Below are 15,427 nucleotides of genomic sequence, written 5' to 3'. Positions count from 1 at the left end.
TGGGACCAGCGGGTTACGGGCTGGGTACCAGGCAAACGCTGACAAGATAGGGCCGATGGCGTCACAGGCAATCAACATTCCCCACGGTCCGGTGCGCAGCGAGCAACTGCTGCTGCGCACGGCGGCCGAGTGGCGGGCCAGTGGGGACGATCTGCGGCTGTTCGCTTATGGATCGCTGATCTGGCGACCCGAGTTCGAGTATGCCGAGGCCCTGCAGGCCAAGGTGCTCGGCTTTCACCGCGTGCTGCGCATGCGTTCGCGCGTGAACCGCGGCTCGCCCCAGGAGCCCGGTTTGGTGCTTGCGCTGATCTCCGGCGGCAGCTGCCGTGGCCTCGTCTACCGTATCCCGCGCGCCGCTGGCGAAGAAGTGCTGGCGCGGCTGTGGGCACGCGAGATGCCCAATGGCGTTTACGAACCGCGCTGGTTGAACTGCGACACCGCCTCGGGCCGACTGCGCGCGCTGGCGTTCACGTTGTCGCGCCAAAGCCCGAACTGGACGGGACAGCTGCGCGAACCCGAACTGCTGCACATCTTTCAGCACGCCAGCGGCCGCTACGGCACCACGCTGGACTATCTGTTGCGCACCGTGCAGGGTTTGCGCGAGCACGGCATTCGCGACATGGAACTGGAGCGCCAGGTCCATCTGGCCGTGCAACACGGCCTGTGTGCTCCGCTGTGATGGAGATTCAGCGGGTGCTTGCGGTCAGGCGCGCGAGGTCTTCCTCGGTGTCGACATCAACAAGCACGCCAGGGTCGTCGACCGCAATCGGTTGCGCCGCGTAGCGCGCCACGATGCGCCGCGCACCTTCATCGCCCTGCAAGGCCATCAGCTCGGAATAGAGCTCGGTGCCGAAACCCACCGGATGCCCCTGGATACCGCGGTATTGCGCATAGCAGACGGGATAGCGCTCAAGGCCATGGGCGACGGCCAGAATGGTCGCGGGTTGGACGAGGGGCATGTCCGCAGGCAGGATCAGCCAGCCATCGGCGTCACCCGTGGCGCTGACACCGGCAACGATGGAATGGCCCATTCCCTGGGCGTCGCGCTCGGACAGCGTGACCACGTCGCGCGCGGCTACCAGCTTGTGCACCGCCGGTGCCAGGGCCGGCGTGGTGACGACAACGACAGGCAACTGCGTCGCGATGGCGTGACGCAGGCTGCGGGCGAGCAAGGTGTCGGCACCGGGCATGCCATCCAGATGCTGCTCGAGCTTGTGGCCCGAGCCGCGGAAGCGTGAGCCGCGACCCGCGGCCAGCACGACGACGGCGGGGCGTCGCTTTGTCATTGGCTATTCGTCCTTCTAAACCCCAACACTGCGCGACGGTCTGTGCCGTTTCCTGCAGTGCCACGAGCATGCCGAGTGCCATTGCGCTTGAAACTGGTACGTTCACTTAAGGGAAGGCCTTTAAGGGAAGGTCTGCATACTTCCGCCCATGAGCAAACTGAGCGACTTCCGAAAGAGCTATGAACTGGGGGAGCTGAACGAGGCCGAAGCCGCCGACGGCCCCCTGGCCCTTTTCCAGCGCTGGATGGACGAGGCGATCGCGCACGACGTGTCCGAACCCACGGCGATGACGCTGGCCACCGTCGGTGCGGGCAACCGGCCATCCACCCGCGTCGTGCTGCTCAAGGGCTGCGACGCCCGCGGCATGGTCTGGTTCACCAATTACGAAAGCCGCAAAGGTGAGGAGTTAGCACACAACCCCTTTGCGGCGCTGCAGTTCCATTGGGTGGAGATGGAGCGCGTCGTGCGTATCGAAGGGTGCGTCGAGAAAACCTCGGACGAGGAATCTGACGCGTACTTCAAGAGCCGCCCGCTGGACTCGCGCCTGGGCGCCTGGGCATCGCCGCAGAGCCGGGTCATCAGCACGCGCGCGGTGCTGGTGGCCAACGCAGCCAAGGCGGCCGTCCAGCATGGCCTCAACCCCGACCGGCCTCCGCATTGGGGCGGCTACCGGCTGGTACCGGACCGCTTCGAGTTCTGGCAGGGGCGCCGGTCGCGGCTGCATGACCGGCTGTGCTTCAGGCTGAACGCCGACGCTTGGCTGCGCGAACGGCTCGCCCCCTAGTTGACGGCGTTGCCGTCTTCGACGCGGTAGTACAGACCGTAGGGGTCGTCCGTCAGCACGGCCAGCACACCTTCGACGACGACGGGTTCCAGCGTATAGCGCACCGGCTTCCTGGTGCGCACTTCCACCAGGCCCTCGGGGCCGGCCGGCACGCAGAAGGAGCAGCTCGTCGGCACGGCCGACAGCAGGAAATGCTGCTGCTTGTCGCCCGCCTCCAGCGGCATCATGAAGCCCTGTACCTTGACCGTCTTGCGGTCCAGCGCCTGCACGGCAGCCGGGAAGGTCGGCACGATCTTCTTTTTCTCGGCCTTGGCCGTGACCTGGGACAGCAGCTTCCAGGACAGGATATCGGCACGCTCCTCCAACGGCTTGAAGGCGCTGCGAGGGTCGTGATAGCCGGCGCCCTGCCCCGCGACGGGCGGCGTTTGGGCGAATGCGGCCGCAGCGGCCAGCGAGAGGGCGAGAAGAGGCTTGAACTTCATGATGGCGGAATTGTCGTCGTTGCTCAGCGCGGAGCTTGCAGCAGGGTTGTGACATCCAGCCGATAGGCCCGCCAGGCGGGCCAGGCGGCGGACAGCAGCGCCAATCCAAAGGCCAGCAGCGGTACCAGCCATTCGGCATCACTGACACCCAGAGGCCCCAGGCGCAGCGACTGGCGCACCATCAGCACCCGCTCCAGCACGGCAACCAGGGCGTGCCCAGCCGCCAGGCCGAGCACGGCGGCCAGACCGGCCAGCAGCAGCGCTTCCAGCGCGATCAGCGCGGCGACCCGGCGGGCGGGTGCGCCCAGCATGCGCAACATGGCCAGGTCGCCCTGGCGCGCGCGCACCGCATGCAGCAGCGCCACCCAGACCGACAGCCCCGCAGCGACCAGCAGCACGAGGCCGAAGCCGCGCAGCACCTCGGTCCCTGCACCCACCAGCCGCATCAGCCGTGCGGTTTCAAGCGCGGGTGCGGCGGCCTGCAGCCCGTCCTGGGCATTGACCCAGCGCGGTAGCGAGACGGCCGCGAGCGGGCTGCGATAACGCACCAGGAGCAGCGTGATCTCACGCTGCTCTTCCTCCTCGTGATGGGCTTCATCGGCATGGTGTTCTTCATGCACTTCCCACACCGAAGCGAGATCCGTCAGCACCAGGCGGTCCAGCACACTGCCTGATTCGGCCAGCACGCCGACGACCTCGAACTGCTGCTCTTCATGCGCGCCGCCGCCGTCGGCCAGGCCATGGCTGCCTGCAAAGCGGTCGCCAAGCTGGAGCCCTGTAGCTCGCGCCACCTCGGCGCCGAGCACGGCCTGCATCGGCCGCGTCCACCGTGCGCCCTGCGCCAGCTTGGCGCCGTAGAGGTCGATGTAGTCCGCCGTCGTGCCCGCGATGCGGAAGCCGCGGAACGAGTCGCCCAGCGACAGCGGCACGACTTGGGCGACCAGCGGCTGTTGCCTCAGCAGGTCCAGCGTCGCCAAGGGGATGTTGCCGGTGGGGGCATCGAGGTGGAAGACGCCGGCCAGCATGATCTGCATCGGGCTGCCCTTGGCGCCGACGACGAGGTCGATGCCGGCGAGGTCGCGCTTGAGGCCGGCCTCGACCTGGGCGCTAGCGCGCAGCACGAAGGTCACGGCCGCCAGGCCCAGCGCCAGCAGCAGCAGGTTCAGCACCGTCGTCAGCGGACTGGACCAAAGATAGCGCCAAGCCAGCCGAATCACAGCACCACCTCAGCAACGTCACCCCGTTCGCTGAGGGCTTCCACCACCCGCGCGTCATGGCTGGCGATGACCAGCGTGCAGCCCTCGCGCTCGGCCGCATCGAGCAGCAGTGCCAGCATGTGCAGGGTGTGCTCGTCGTCCAGGCTGGCACTGGGCTCGTCGGCCAGCAGCAGGCGCGGCCGGCGCATCAGTGCGCGCGCCAGTGCGACACGCTGGGCCTGGCCAACGCTGAGCTGGTGCGGCCGGCGTGCGGCGAGTTCGCCGATGTCCAAGGCGGCCAGCAGTTCGGTCGCGCGCGCCGGCTCGGCGCCCTGCCCGGCTGCCAGGGCCGGCAAGGCGAGGTTCTCCGCCACGGTCAGCGCCTCGCTGAGGTGCAGGCGCTGGGGCACAAAGCCCAGCGTGGCGCCACGCCAGGCGTCCAACGCGCGCGGGCCCAGCGTCTGCAGTTCGGTGCCGGCAACGACCAGTTCGCCCTGCTGCACGCGCAGCAGGCCGGCCAGCAGCGCCAGCAGTGTCGACTTGCCGGAGCCCGACGCGCCACGCAGCAGCAAATGCCGCCCGGGCGCCAGCGCGAAGTCGGCATAGCCGACTTCGGCACCGCCGGCATAGCGATGACTCAGCCCGCCCCAGGCCAGCATCACTTGACCAGACGCTCGAAGCTGGCCAGGAACTTGTCCACCTTGCCAGCGACGACGAAGGCGCAGTAGCCCTGCTCGGGGTTGCGGGCGTAGTAGTGCTGGTGATACGCCTCGGCCGGGTGGTAGTTGACCTCGGGCTGCAGCTCGGTGACAACACGGCCGCCGTGGTGCTGGTTCGCCTCGGCCATGACCTCGGCCGCCAGCTGGCGCTGGGCGTCGGTGTGCCAGTAGATGGCCGAGCGGTACTGCGTGCCCACGTCGGCGCCCTGGCGGTTCAGCGTGGTCGGGTCGTGGATGGTGAAAAACACTTCCAGCAGCTCCCGCAATGACACCTCGGCGGCGTCGAAATCGACGCGCACCACTTCGGCAAAGCCGGTGTTGCCGCCGCAGACGGCCTCGTAGGTGGGTGGCGTGGCACCCTGGCCGTTGCTGTAGCCGTTCTCGACACGGTGCACGCCGCGCACGCGCTCGTAGACGGCTTCCAGGCACCAGAAGCAGCCGCCGGCCAGGGTGATGCGTTCGAGGGTCGGTGTGGACATGGGTTGCTTTCAGTGAGCTGCGAGGGAAAGTTCGACATGGGGGCGCCAGACCTCGTCACAAGCGGTGTCGCAGACCTGGGGCGCACCGACGATGACACGCGCAGCAGGGGCGCCACGGGCCAGCAATGAGTCGCGCACCGCGTTGGCGCGGGCCACGGCGAGTTGGCTCAGCGCCGCGGCGTCGACCGTGTAGCTGCCCAGCAGCAGGCCGCGCATCTGCTCCGGCGGCAGGTCCTTGGGTAAGCCAAGCAGGTTTTTGGGCTTGTTGGGCAGCGTGCTGGCGTCGTACAGGCGTTTCAGGCTGATTTGGGCCGTTGGCGCGTTTTCAGCCTTGAGCGCCTGCGCCAGGCGCTGTTCGCGGATGGCCTGGCCTTCGGCGGCGATGCCGGCCCAGCCGATCAATGTCAGTTGCACGCCAGGCTTGTCGACCAGCAGCTTGGCGACGTGTTCGAGCCTGGCCGCATCGGCCGGTTGGCTACTGCCAGGCGCGAAGACGACCTGGGCGGCTTCTGGCGCATCGTTGCCGCTGAAGAGGGCAAAGGGCGAGGTCAGTGCCTTGCCGAAGAGGTTCAGGACCAGCTTCCACACCAGCCCCCCGACGCTGAACTCGGGGTCGTTGAGCGAGCCGCTGACGGGCAGGTCGACATCGATGACGCCATGGCTGTCCTTCAAGAGCGCCACGGCGAAGCGCACCGGCAGCGTCGTGGCATCGGGGCTCTCGACTCGCTCGCCCAGGCTGAGCTGGTTGAGGATGATCTGGTTGCCAGCGACCAGTTGGCCGCCCGGCTCGATTTTGTAGCGCAGCTTGGCCGACAGCTTGCCGCGCTCGATCACATAGCCGACGTATTTGGCCGCATAGGGCGACAGCGGTGCCAGCTCGATGTCGGCCGCGTTGGCGGCCACGTCCATGGCGGGCGGCGAGCCGGGCCTGAGCTGACCGTCGATTTCCAGCACACCGGTACCAGCGACCTTGCCGCGCACCGTCAATGGCGCCATCAAGGGGCTGGCGAACGAGAAGGCGCCGAGCGAGCCATGCAGCTCGGACAGGCGGGCGCTGTAGTTGGGGCGCACGAAGCGGTCGTTGAAATCGATCAGGCCGCGGCTGACGCGGATGCGCTCGACCGCAATCTCTGGCTGCGGCGCCTTGGCGAGGGCGGAGGCGAAAGCCACTGAAGCAGCAGCCGTCGCCGCGGCGGCCTCGGCCGGGCCGATGTCGCGCAGGTTGAAGCGACCCTGTTCGTTGACGATGAGCCGGGCATAGGCGTCTTCGAGCTGTGCGTCCTTGACGGCCAGCCGCGGCGGCGCGCCGGGCGCTAAGGCGAGCCTGACGCCGTCGAGCTGCAGGGACTGCCAGCTCATCAGGTCTTCACCGATGACGCGCTGGCCGTCGACGACGCGGGCCTGCAGCAGTGCCAGCGGCCCGATGCGCACATCGCCACCCAGAACCGTCTGCCAACCCCCGCCCGCCTGCTGGCTCGCGCTGAGGTCGGCCTTCAGCCCGAGTTCGGCGCGCTGCAGTTGCAGCCCCCAGGCGGGGTCGAGGTAGGCGTTGAGCAGATGCAGCGGCAGCGCCGCGGCCTGCACGCTGCCGATGACCGACAGCAGGGGCGCCAGGCCGACGCGGCCGCCCCATTGCAGGCTGCCGGCGCCGTTGGCGATGAGCTGGTCGTTGGAGCCAACAGCCGCAAGCTGGGCCGCCAGTTGGGCCTGAACCGGCGCCGTGGCGGGCCAGGCCAGCGCGGCGGCCTGCAGACGCAGGGGCTCGATGGCCAGCGCAACCGGCTCCACACCTGCGGGCACCGCGGCGTCGTGCCAGCGGACCGCGCCACGCTCGACATGGAGCGCGGCGAGTCGCAGCGTCCAGGCCGGGCTCGCAGCGGCCGCAGGCGCGGCACTGTCGGGCGGCAGCAGCGCTGCGATGTTCAACTGGCCATCAACCCCACGCGCAAGCTGGGCGCGTGGTGCGTCCAGCGTCAGCGTGCCGAGGCTGACAGTCTGGGTCGCAGGCTCGACACTGCCCTTGTCGAGCCGAGCCGCAGTCAGTGACAACAGCTGCGGTGCGCCCGGCAGGCTGAGGCGGGCATTGCTGACCAGCGTTTCGGTCAGCGTCAACTGGGCCCGCTCGGCTGCGCCTTCGGCCAGCGGGTTGTTCACGCTCAGGTTGGCCTTGGTCGACACGCGGGCCGCCAACCGCGCGCCGCCCGGCAAGGGCAGCCAGTCGGCCAGTCTTTCGGCGGCAAGGCCGGTGAGCTCGGCATCGGCCTGCAGCAGTTCAGGCGACAGCCTGGCGTGCGCGGTCATCGTGGCGTCATCCAGACGCAGGCTGCCGTCGAGTTCCGCGGGTGCCTTCAACGGCCAGGCCGCCGCGCCCAGCTTGACTTCGATGGCATCTAGCGTCAGACCCCGGGCGTTGAAGCGGCCGTCGCTGACTTGCAGGCCGGTCAGCCTGAACTGCCAGGACGCCGTAGTGATCGGCGCCGTGGCGGCACTGGGTTTGATCGCCGGTTCACTGGCGGCGGGCGGCCACAACGAGGCGCTTGGCGACTCCAGCAGGACATCCCCCAGGGCAAGCCGGCGCTTGAAGGGCTGCACGTCAACCAGCGGCAGGCTCAGCCGCTTGAGGCCGAGCAGGGGCTGACCGTTGGGCTGGGTCAGTGCCAGGTCGCGCAGTTGAACCTGGCCACTGAGTTTGACGCCCGGCGATCCCTTGGCCTGCTCGGCGAAGTCCACGGCCAGGTCGACGTCGAGCTGGCCGGCGGACAGACGCAGCGGCAGGCTGGCCGGCAGATAGGCACCCAGCGGCGCGAGGTCGAGCCCCGACAGCTTGAAGGACAACCGGGCGCTGACGTCCTCGGCAAACGGCAGCGCCTCGGCGCGGCTGTCGAAGGTGACGCCGTCGATCTTGCCGCTGAGTCGGGGCTGCACGGTGACCTTGACGTCGGATTCCAGCGTCGACACGAAAGGCAGGGCCAGTTGCAGGGCAGCCAGCTCATGCTTGCGCTGCACCGGGCGGTCGTCGAAGAAGACGCGGCCATCGCTCAGCTCGACGTTGTAGACGGCGAATTCGATCGGTTCCTCAACCACCGCGCCGGGCTTTGCGGCAAAGCGCTGGATCAGGTCGTCGATGTCATAGCGGCCTTCTGCGACACGCGCCAGGCGCAGTGTCGGCTGGGTCAGCGCGAGGGATTCGACGACGAGGCTGCCGCGCAGCAGTGAGCGCAGCGACAAAGCGGCGTCCAGCTTGGCCAGCGTGAACAAGGGCGGCTGGCTGGCTGACTGGCCGTCGATGCGCAGGCCGTCGATGACGACCGCCAGCCGCCAGGGCTGGAAATGCGCCTGCTCAATGTGCACCTGCCGCCCGAGCGTCTCGGTGGCCAGCGCCACGCCGCGGCTGGCGATCCAGCCGGGCAGCGCCAGGGTCATGCTCACGAGCAGCAGCGAGACCAGGGCCGACAGGGCGACCAGGGTCCAGAGGGCGATACGGACGGAGGAACGGGAAGCAGTCTTCACGGCGGTCGCATTATTGATGTGGGCGATGATGGCGGCGGGGAGCCTCGCCCTCGACTATTCCGGCCTCAAGACCTTGCTGCTGGCAGTCGCCCTGCCCCCGGCGCCCATGCTGCTGCTGGCGGCCTGGGGCGGCTGGCGGCTCAGGCGCGGCCGGCGCTTCGGCGGGTTCTTGCTGGTCTTGGCGCTAGCGGGGGTGTGGCTGGCGGGCACCGAGGCTGCGGGCGAGTTGCTGAGCCGGGCCGCGGGCCAGCCGGTGCTGCTGAGCCCTGGTCAGGTCGATGCTTTGCGCGGCCGCACGGACGGCGCGGTGCTGGTGCTGGGCGGTGGGGTCAGGCGCCACGTGCCGGAATTCAGCGCCGGTGCGCCAACCCGCATCACGGCCGAGCGCCTGGCCTATGGCGTGTGGCTGGCGCGTCGCAGTGGCTGGCCGCTGGCGTTCTCGGGCGGCATCGGCTGGACGGCGACCGAACTGCGCCAGCCGGAGGCCGACATCGTCGCCCGCGTGGCCGCGGAGAACCACGGCATGCCGCTGCGCTGGGCCGAAGCCAGTTCGAGGGATACGCGCGAGAACGCCGCCCACACGCTGCCGCTGCTGGCGAAGGCGGGCGTGAAGCAGGTCGTCCTCGTCACGCACGACGCGCATATGCGCCGCGCGTTGCGAGCCTTCAAGGCGGAGGCGGACCCGCTGGGCTTGCAAATGCTGCCGGCCCCCGTTGGCTTAAGGGACGACGCCTTGAGCAGCTTTGACGACTGGTGTCCGTCCGTCGAGGGGTTTGCCCGGGTGCGGTATGTCGTCTATGAGACCTTGGCCTGGTGGGCGGGAAGATGAGCCACCAACCCAAAAAGTAGAAACCCCGCCGGGCTTGAAGGCCGGGCGGGGTTGGGTGGCTATGCCACCTTGGGGCTCGACGGCAATTTGCCGAAGGGCTCCTGGCGCGCAAAGATTGCGCCAGAGGTTTTGCCTCAAAAGGCAGTCAAAGAGTAGGCGAGCCTGGGGCGGGGTTCAAGAAGAGTTGCCCGAATAGCGCTTCGGCCCTGGCCGTGACCTCAACCGGCAAGCAGATGCCCCGGCCCCATTCGCGGCTGGTCTCCCCGGGCCATTTATTGGTGGCATCCAGCCCCATCTTTCCGCCCAGGCCGCTGATGGGTGAGGCGAAGTCGAGGTAGTCGATGGGCGTGTTGTCGACCAGCGTGGTGTCGCGCACCGGATCCATCCGCGTCGTGATGGCCCAGATCACCTCCTGCCAATTGCGCGTGTCGATGTCGTCGTCGACGACGACGATGAACTTGGTGTACATGAACTGGCGCAGGAAGCTCCAGATGCCAAACATCAGCCGCTTGGCGTGGCCGGGATAGGCCTTCTTGATCGACACGACAGCCATGCGGTAGCTGCACCCCTCCGGCGGCAGGTAGAAGTCGACGATCTCCGGGAACTGCTTCTGAAGGATTGGGACAAAAACCTCGTTGAGCGCGACGCCCAGGATGGCGGGCTCGTCCGGCGGCTTGCCGGTGTAAGTTGAGTGGTAGATCGGGTTGCTGCGCTGGGTCTGGCGCGTGATCTCGAAGACCGGGAACCAGTCCTGCTCGTTGTAGTAACCCGTATGGTCGCCGAAGGGGCCTTCGAGCGCATGCAGATAGCCGCCCTTTTCCTTCAGCGGCACGCCGTGCTCGCTCAGGCCTGTGTAGGCGGGTGCGGCGGGCGGGATATGGCCCTCCAGCACGATCTCCGCCGACGCGGGCGCTTGCAATGGCAGGCATTTGCCCACGCTGGTGTTGACGAGCTCCGTGCGGGAGCCGCGCAGCAGGCCGGCGAACTGGTACTCCGACAGACTGTCGGGCACCGGCGTGACGGCGCCAAGAATGGTGGCCGGGTCCGCGCCGAGAGCGACAGCAATGGGAAAGGGCTCGCCGGGGTGGGTCAGCGCATGATCGCGAAAGTCCAGCGCACCACCGCGGTGCGCGAGCCAGCGCATGATGACTTGGCGAGGCCCGATCAACTGCTGGCGGTAGATGCCCAGATTCTGGCGGGTGCGATTCGGCCCACGGGTGATGACGAGACCCCACGTGATCAGGGGGGCTGCATCGTCCGGCCAGCAGGTCTGAATGGGTAGGCGACCAAGGTCGATATCGGAGCCCTCAAATGCCTCCTCCTGGCAGGCCGCGCGACGCTGCACTGCGGGCTTCATGTCCCACAACGCCTTGGCCATCTGCAGCAGCTTGCCGGCATCTTTCAAGCTCTTGGGAGGGTCAGGTTCCTTGAGGCTCGCAAGCACGCGGCCGACATCACGCAAATCGGCCAGAGACTCAGCGCCCATGCCGAGTGCGACCCGACGCGTTGTCCCGAAAAGATTGGTCAGCGCAGGAGTCGAATGCCCTGTCGGCGCCTCGAAGAGCAAGGCGGGTCCGCCGGCTCGCAGGACGCGGTCGCTCAGGGCCGTCATCTCCAGCACGGGCGAGACTTTTTCACGCACACGCTTGAGCTCCTTCAAGCCTTCCAAGCCCGCGATGAAGTCCCTCAAGTCGCTGTATTTCATAACCAAAAGTAGTTTAGAAGAGGGCAAACAACCTTGACGGGTTATCTTCGCCCCATAGAATTCGTCACTTCGGGTTTGTACTAGAGCCCCCGGCGCCACGTCCCCTGAGGCGCCGCAACGCCGCCGCCCGTGCTTTTCGATCGGGAAATTATCACTTTCGCCGCACCTCGCCGCCGTTCGGAAACGGCGTCGGGGTGCGGCGGCGATTCAAGGAGTCGAATGACGACACGTCAAGACTTGATGAGCCTGGCTCGCCACACGCGCCTGTCGGTGTTGCTGTTTGTCAGGGACATCGGCAACGGCCTGCTCGTTGTCAGCCACAACACGCTCGCCCTCGTCGGCTTGGCGGTGATGGCCGTGCTGCTGGTGTTTTCAAGCCAGGCGGGCCTGCGCGAAAAACTCGAGTCCGCCACGCTGGGTTGGCTGAACGCACGCCACGAGGCGCGCGCGGAAGCTGAGGGCAACACCCTGCTTGCTGCTGCCGAGCCTGACGCCATCGCACGCGCCACCGCGACCGACCCGCGCGAACTCAGCCGCCAGCAGTCGGCCGTGGCCCACTGGCTTGCGCGCCGCTACAGCGTGGCGCCGGAGCCCCTCAGCCGCCTCGTGCAGGAGGCCTGGGCCGTCGGCCAACGCGCCAAGGTCGAGCCGACGCTGATCCTGGCCATCATGGCCATCGAGTCGCGGTTCAATCCTTTTGCGCAAAGTCCCGTCGGCGCCCAGGGCCTCATGCAGGTCATGACCCGCGTTCACGACGACAAGTACGAAGCTTTCGGCGGCACGCTGGCGGCCTTCGATCCGGTAACGAATCTGCGTGTCGGCGTTCAGGTCTTGAAGGAATGCATACAGCGCGCCGGCAGCCTGGAAGACGGCCTGCGCTATTACGTCGGCGGGGCGAATCTGGAAGAAACCGGCTACACGGCCCGCGTGCTGGCCGAGCACGACCTGCTCCGTGCCGTCGCGTCCGGCCGCAGCGTGCCAACCAACACCGTCGCACGCCCGCAGCTGCGCGAAGCCGCATCTGCACCCACCGGTGTCGCTTCAGAGCAGGTCGCACTGCTGCGCTGAACTACACTGCGCGTTCACGCGACTGGCGATCAGGGGCACGAGCTGCCCCGAGGTGGGCCACCACCGGGGAGCGTGAGGCGGCTGTCGTGTGTCGACATGGCAACCGCTATCAGCCGTTCGCCTGGGCAGCCCTGACCTCACGCCAGCTCGTCGAGCGCCAGGGATTTACCGCCTGACCTTCGGAACATCAGCCATGTTTGACCGCAATACCTCCACCCTCGCTCTGGTTGACCCTGAGCTCTGGACCGCCGTCCAGAACGAGAACCGCCGCCAGGAAGACCACATCGAGCTGATCGCCAGCGAGAACTACACCTCGCCAGCCGTCATGCAGGCTCAGGGCAGCCAGCTGACCAACTAGTACGCCGAGGGCTACCCCGGCAAGCGTTACTACGGCGGCTGCGAGTACGTCGACGTCGTCGAGCAACTGGCCATTGATCGCTTGAAGCAACTGTTCGGCGCCGAGTTCGCCAACGTGCAGGCTAACTCGGGCTCACAAGCCAACCAGGGCGTGTTCTTCGCGCTGCTGCAGCCCGGCGACACCATCATGGGGATGAGCCTTGCCGAAGGCGGCCATCTGACCCACGGGATGGCTTTGAACATGAGCGGCAAGTGGTTCAACGTCATCAGCTACGGCCTCGACGCGAACGAAGCCATCGACTACGACGCGATGGAAGCCATGGCTCGAGAGAAAAAGCCCAAGCTCATCATCGCCGGTGCATCCGCCTACTCGCTGCGCATCGACTTCGAGCGTTTCGGCCGCATCGCCAAGGAGATCGGCGCCTATTTCATGGTCGACATGGCGCACTATGCAGGGCTGATCGCCGCCGGCGCCTACCCGAACCCGCTGCCGCACGCCGACGTGGTGACGTCCACGACCCACAAGAGCCTCCGCGGCCCGCGTGGCGGCATCATCCTGACGAACCGGGAAGACATCGCTAAAAAGATCAACTCGGCCATCTTCCCCGGCATCCAGGGCGGCCCGCTGATGCACGTCATCGCCGGCAAGGCCGTGGCCTTCAAGGAAGCGCTGACGCCGGAGTTCAAGGCTTACCAGGAGCAAGTGGTCAAGAACGCCAAGGTGCTGGCCGAGACGCTGATCGAACGCGGCCTGCGCATCGTCTCCGGCGGGACCGAAAGCCACGTCATGCTGGTCGACCTGCGCCCGAAGAATCTGACTGGCAAGGAAGCCGAGGCCATCCTGGGCGCCGCCCACATGACCTGCAACAAGAACGGCATCCCCAACGACCCGCAGAAGCCGATGGTGACCAGCGGCATCCGCCTGGGCACGCCGGCCATGACCACGCGTGGCTTCAAGGAGGAGCAGGTGCGCGCCACCGCCCACCTGATTGCCGACGTGCTGGACAAGCCGCACGATGAGGCCACGCTGGCTGCCGTGCGCGAGAAGGTCGCCGCGCTGACGGCCGCCTTCCCGGTTTACCGCAGTTAATTCCGGCCGTCGTGCGCTGCCCGTTCTGCTCTCACACGGAAACCCAGGTCTCCGAGACCCGGGAATCGGACGAAGGCGACGTCATCCGGCGGCGCCGGCGTTGCCTTTCTTGCGACAAGCGTTTCACGACCTACGAGCGGGCGGACATCGCCCTGCCGTCGGTCGTCAAGAAGGACGGGCGGCGCGCCGATTTCGACTCGGCCAAGCTGCGCGCCTCCATGCAGTTGGCCCTGCGCAAGCGGCCGGTCAGCGTCGAGCAGATCGATGCGGCCATCAACCGCATCGAGGAAAAGCTGCTGGCCAGCGGTGCACGGGAGATCGCATCGACGCGTGTTGGAGAACACGTCATGCGCGAGCTCAAGCGCATCGACAAGGTTGCGTACGTCCGGTTCGCGTCGGTCTACCGCAGCTTTGAAGACGTTGACGAGTTCCGTCAGCTGATCCGGGAGATCTGACCGGGGGTTTCCCTATCCCTCCAAAGGGGGAGCTGCGGGGGATGTGCCCCCTCCTCTCCCCCTTCGCTCCGCCTTTCGGGTGAAAGACGCGGCGTGACCCGCTTCCTAAAGTTCGTTCATCAACAACGAACCGAGGAAGCATCATGAACCGGACCGCCAACGCCCGTCGCAACAGCCGTGGCTTCACGCTCGTCGAGCTCTGCGTCAGCGTTGGTATCTGCGCCACGCTGCTCGGCCAGGCGATACCGGCGCTGGGCAAGCTGCAGCAGGAGCACAAGCTGCGCGCCAGCACTCAGGCTCTGGGTGCCGATTTGCGGCTGGCGCGCAGCGAGGTGGCACGCACAGGCAAACCGGTCTTCTTCCGTATCAGCGGCAAGGGAGCCAACGCCTGCTACCTGCTGCATACCGGCGCCAAGGACGACTGCGACTGCGCCGGCGGCAAGCCGGTGTGCAAGAAGCCGGGCAGCGAGGTCATCAAGGCCGAATGGCTGTCCGCGAACCAGCCGGTACGCATCAGCAGCAATGCCGAGACGCTGCAGTTCCAGTATCGCCAGGGGCTGGTTACGCAAACCGGCAGCATCGAGCTGCGCTTGGACCAGGGACCGGCCCTTCGCCAAGTCGTCGCGATCACTGGTCGTGTCCGTACGTGCTCGGTGGGCGCCAAGTTGGGCAGCATCGCCAAGTGCTGAGCCCCCTGTTTCTGGTGGCCGCCGACAAACGGCGGATTGCCGGTGACAAACGGCTACAAGCTTACCGGTTGCTGGACAAGTCTGCCGAAAATCGGCCGATGCTTGCATTCCCACGCCATCAGCGCCACGGCTTTACTTTGATCGAGCTGATGGTCGTGGTGGTCATCGTGGGTATTCTGGCCGCAGTCGCCTTTCCGGCATACACGGCGTATGTGCAGCGCAGCCGTCGGGCCGACGCAGCAGAGGGGTTGTCGGCGGTGATTCAGGCGCAGGAACGTTTTCGCGCCAATCAAAGCGTGTATGCGTCCACCATCACCGCCCTCGGCATTTCAAATCCTAAACACTACACGATTACGATCACCGGCACCGGGAACCCGGCCAGCTTGTCAACTGGATATATCGCCACGGCGGTGCCAGCAAATAGCAGCCCACAGCGAAACGATGTCAAATGCGCGGTCATCGGCGTCCAGCTGGATGGCGCAACGCTCACATACATAGCGTCCGACTCAAGCAGCAACGACAGCTCCTCGTACTGCTGGCCACGGTAACCCCATGAAGCACGCTTGCGTCCCTCAAGGCAACGTCATCAACCGCGGTGTCGGCTTGATCGAGATTTTGGTGGCAGTTGCCATCGTTGGCGTGTTGTTGGCAGCGGCAACACCGTCGCTATCCGACTTTATGGAACGTCGCCGTGTGTTTGCTGCGGCCGGTGACTTGAGTTACTTGAGCGCCTGTGCCAATTCGGAAGCTAACGTGATTGGTGCCGGTGTGACTGTGC

15 protein-coding genes, 1 pseudogene and 1 riboswitch are annotated in these 15,427 nt (G+C 66.9%); of the genes and pseudogenes, 9 read left to right on the top strand and 7 right to left on the bottom strand.

Features of this window, described 5'->3' with window-relative positions; genetic code table 11:
* Window positions 1-55 precede the first annotated feature (55 nt).
* Window positions 56-679 (top strand): gamma-glutamylcyclotransferase, encoded by a 624-nt coding sequence (locus ACT6S0_RS03090; protein ID WP_444762452.1) that lies wholly within the window; start codon window positions 56-58, stop codon window positions 677-679.
* A gap of 7 nt (window positions 680-686) precedes the next feature.
* On the opposite strand, the gene ACT6S0_RS03085 is transcribed toward ACT6S0_RS03090, so the two are convergent.
* Window positions 687-1,286: a nucleotidyltransferase family protein gene (locus ACT6S0_RS03085; RefSeq protein ID WP_444762451.1), complete on the bottom strand. Its 600-nt coding sequence runs from the start codon at window positions 1,284-1,286 to the stop codon at window positions 687-689.
* A 148-nt stretch (window positions 1,287-1,434) separates the two neighbouring features.
* Between ACT6S0_RS03085 and pdxH the strand changes: the two genes are divergently transcribed.
* A complete protein-coding gene (pdxH, locus tag ACT6S0_RS03080; protein WP_444762450.1) occupies window positions 1,435-2,070 on the top strand; it encodes a pyridoxamine 5'-phosphate oxidase in 636 nt (211 codons plus the stop codon).
* Here pdxH and ACT6S0_RS03075 read toward each other — a convergent pair.
* The 5 genes from ACT6S0_RS03075 to ACT6S0_RS03055 are packed head-to-tail and all read right to left on the bottom strand — an operon-like array spanning window position 2,067 to window position 8,456.
* Complete coding sequence (locus ACT6S0_RS03075; protein ID WP_444762449.1) at window positions 2,067-2,552, bottom strand: DUF3299 domain-containing protein; 486 nt, start codon at window positions 2,550-2,552, stop codon at window positions 2,067-2,069. The two genes, pdxH and ACT6S0_RS03075, sit on opposite strands and share 4 nt — an antisense overlap.
* 23 nt (window positions 2,553-2,575) lie before the next feature.
* Window positions 2,576-3,769, bottom strand: a complete 1,194-nt coding sequence (locus ACT6S0_RS03070; protein WP_444762448.1) for an ABC transporter permease — start codon at window positions 3,767-3,769, stop codon at window positions 2,576-2,578.
* Window positions 3,766-4,407 (bottom strand): ABC transporter ATP-binding protein, encoded by a 642-nt coding sequence (locus ACT6S0_RS03065; RefSeq protein ID WP_444762447.1) that lies wholly within the window; start codon window positions 4,405-4,407, stop codon window positions 3,766-3,768. The genes ACT6S0_RS03070 and ACT6S0_RS03065 overlap by 4 nt, the downstream gene beginning before the upstream one ends.
* The gene (gene msrA, locus ACT6S0_RS03060) at window positions 4,407-4,946 is read right to left on the bottom strand and encodes a peptide-methionine (S)-S-oxide reductase MsrA (RefSeq protein WP_444762446.1); all 540 of its coding nucleotides are present in this window, start codon (window positions 4,944-4,946) and stop codon (window positions 4,407-4,409) included. Before msrA ends, ACT6S0_RS03065 begins: the two co-directional genes overlap by 1 nt.
* A 9-nt stretch (window positions 4,947-4,955) precedes the next feature.
* Window positions 4,956-8,456 carry a DUF748 domain-containing protein gene (locus ACT6S0_RS03055; RefSeq protein WP_444762445.1) on the bottom strand — a complete coding sequence of 1,167 codons (3,501 nt, stop codon included), beginning with the start codon at window positions 8,454-8,456 and terminating at the stop codon, window positions 4,956-4,958.
* 16 nt (window positions 8,457-8,472) lie between these two features.
* Between ACT6S0_RS03055 and ACT6S0_RS03050 the strand changes: the two genes are divergently transcribed.
* The gene (locus tag ACT6S0_RS03050; RefSeq protein ID WP_444762444.1) at window positions 8,473-9,285 is read left to right on the top strand and encodes a YdcF family protein; all 813 of its coding nucleotides are present in this window, start codon (window positions 8,473-8,475) and stop codon (window positions 9,283-9,285) included.
* Between the two features lie 145 nt (window positions 9,286-9,430).
* Here ACT6S0_RS03050 and ACT6S0_RS03045 read toward each other — a convergent pair whose 3' ends face one another.
* Window positions 9,431-10,990 carry a UbiD family decarboxylase gene (locus tag ACT6S0_RS03045; protein ID WP_444762521.1) on the bottom strand — a complete coding sequence of 520 codons (1,560 nt, stop codon included), beginning with the start codon at window positions 10,988-10,990 and terminating at the stop codon, window positions 9,431-9,433.
* 219 nt (window positions 10,991-11,209) lie between these two features.
* Here ACT6S0_RS03045 and ACT6S0_RS03040 point away from each other — a divergent pair, with 219 nt between their 5' ends.
* The 6 genes and pseudogenes from ACT6S0_RS03040 to ACT6S0_RS03015 all read left to right on the top strand — a co-directional run.
* The gene (locus tag ACT6S0_RS03040) at window positions 11,210-12,058 is read left to right on the top strand and encodes a transglycosylase SLT domain-containing protein (protein WP_444762443.1); all 849 of its coding nucleotides are present in this window, start codon (window positions 11,210-11,212) and stop codon (window positions 12,056-12,058) included.
* 7 nt (window positions 12,059-12,065) lie between these two features.
* Window positions 12,066-12,192: riboswitch (ZMP/ZTP riboswitch) on the top strand.
* A 59-nt stretch (window positions 12,193-12,251) separates the two neighbouring features.
* Window positions 12,252-13,505: pseudogene (glyA, locus tag ACT6S0_RS03035) on the top strand (serine hydroxymethyltransferase).
* Window positions 13,506-13,516: 11 nt separating this feature from the next.
* Window positions 13,517-13,960: a transcriptional regulator NrdR gene (gene nrdR / locus ACT6S0_RS03030; RefSeq protein ID WP_056271154.1), complete on the top strand. Its 444-nt coding sequence runs from the start codon at window positions 13,517-13,519 to the stop codon at window positions 13,958-13,960.
* 143 nt (window positions 13,961-14,103) lie between these two features.
* Window positions 14,104-14,649, top strand: coding sequence for a GspH/FimT family pseudopilin (locus ACT6S0_RS03025; RefSeq protein ID WP_444762442.1), 546 nt, complete (start codon window positions 14,104-14,106; stop codon window positions 14,647-14,649).
* Window positions 14,643-15,197 (top strand): type IV pilin protein, encoded by a 555-nt coding sequence (locus tag ACT6S0_RS03020; RefSeq protein ID WP_444762441.1) that lies wholly within the window; start codon window positions 14,643-14,645, stop codon window positions 15,195-15,197. Before ACT6S0_RS03025 ends, ACT6S0_RS03020 begins: the two co-directional genes overlap by 7 nt.
* A gap of 4 nt (window positions 15,198-15,201) precedes the next feature.
* Window positions 15,202-15,427 (top strand): pilus assembly FimT family protein (locus tag ACT6S0_RS03015; protein WP_444762440.1); only part of this gene is annotated, 226 nt, incomplete at its 3' end.

This window comes from Roseateles sp. (genome assembly GCF_052436255.1).
Classification (GTDB): Bacteria; Pseudomonadota; Gammaproteobacteria; order Burkholderiales; family Burkholderiaceae_C; genus Pelomonas.
The sequence above is the reverse complement of the archived record's forward strand: the minus strand, read 5'-3'. Positions and strand labels throughout refer to the sequence as shown.

Bases quoted from the DNA above. Each gene is read 5' to 3' on its own strand.
- ACT6S0_RS03065 (WP_444762447.1), bottom strand. From the start codon at position 4,407: ATGCTGGCCTGGGGCGGGCTGAGTCATCGCTATGCCGGCGGTGCCGAA.
- ACT6S0_RS03025 (WP_444762442.1), top strand. From the start codon at position 14,104: ATGAACCGGACCGCCAACGCCCGTCGCAACAGCCGTGGCTTCACGCTC.
- pdxH (WP_444762450.1), top strand. From the start codon at position 1,435: ATGAGCAAACTGAGCGACTTCCGAAAGAGCTATGAACTGGGGGAGCTG.
- ACT6S0_RS03040 (WP_444762443.1), top strand. From the start codon at position 11,210: ATGACGACACGTCAAGACTTGATGAGCCTGGCTCGCCACACGCGCCTG.
- ACT6S0_RS03075 (WP_444762449.1), bottom strand. From the start codon at position 2,552: ATGAAGTTCAAGCCTCTTCTCGCCCTCTCGCTGGCCGCTGCGGCCGCA.
- ACT6S0_RS03090 (WP_444762452.1), top strand. From the start codon at position 56: ATGGCGTCACAGGCAATCAACATTCCCCACGGTCCGGTGCGCAGCGAG.
- ACT6S0_RS03045 (WP_444762521.1), bottom strand. From the start codon at position 10,990: ATGAAATACAGCGACTTGAGGGACTTCATCGCGGGCTTGGAAGGCTTG.
- ACT6S0_RS03085 (WP_444762451.1), bottom strand. From the start codon at position 1,286: ATGACAAAGCGACGCCCCGCCGTCGTCGTGCTGGCCGCGGGTCGCGGC.
- msrA (WP_444762446.1), bottom strand. From the start codon at position 4,946: ATGTCCACACCGACCCTCGAACGCATCACCCTGGCCGGCGGCTGCTTC.
- ACT6S0_RS03050 (WP_444762444.1), top strand. From the start codon at position 8,473: ATGTGGGCGATGATGGCGGCGGGGAGCCTCGCCCTCGACTATTCCGGC.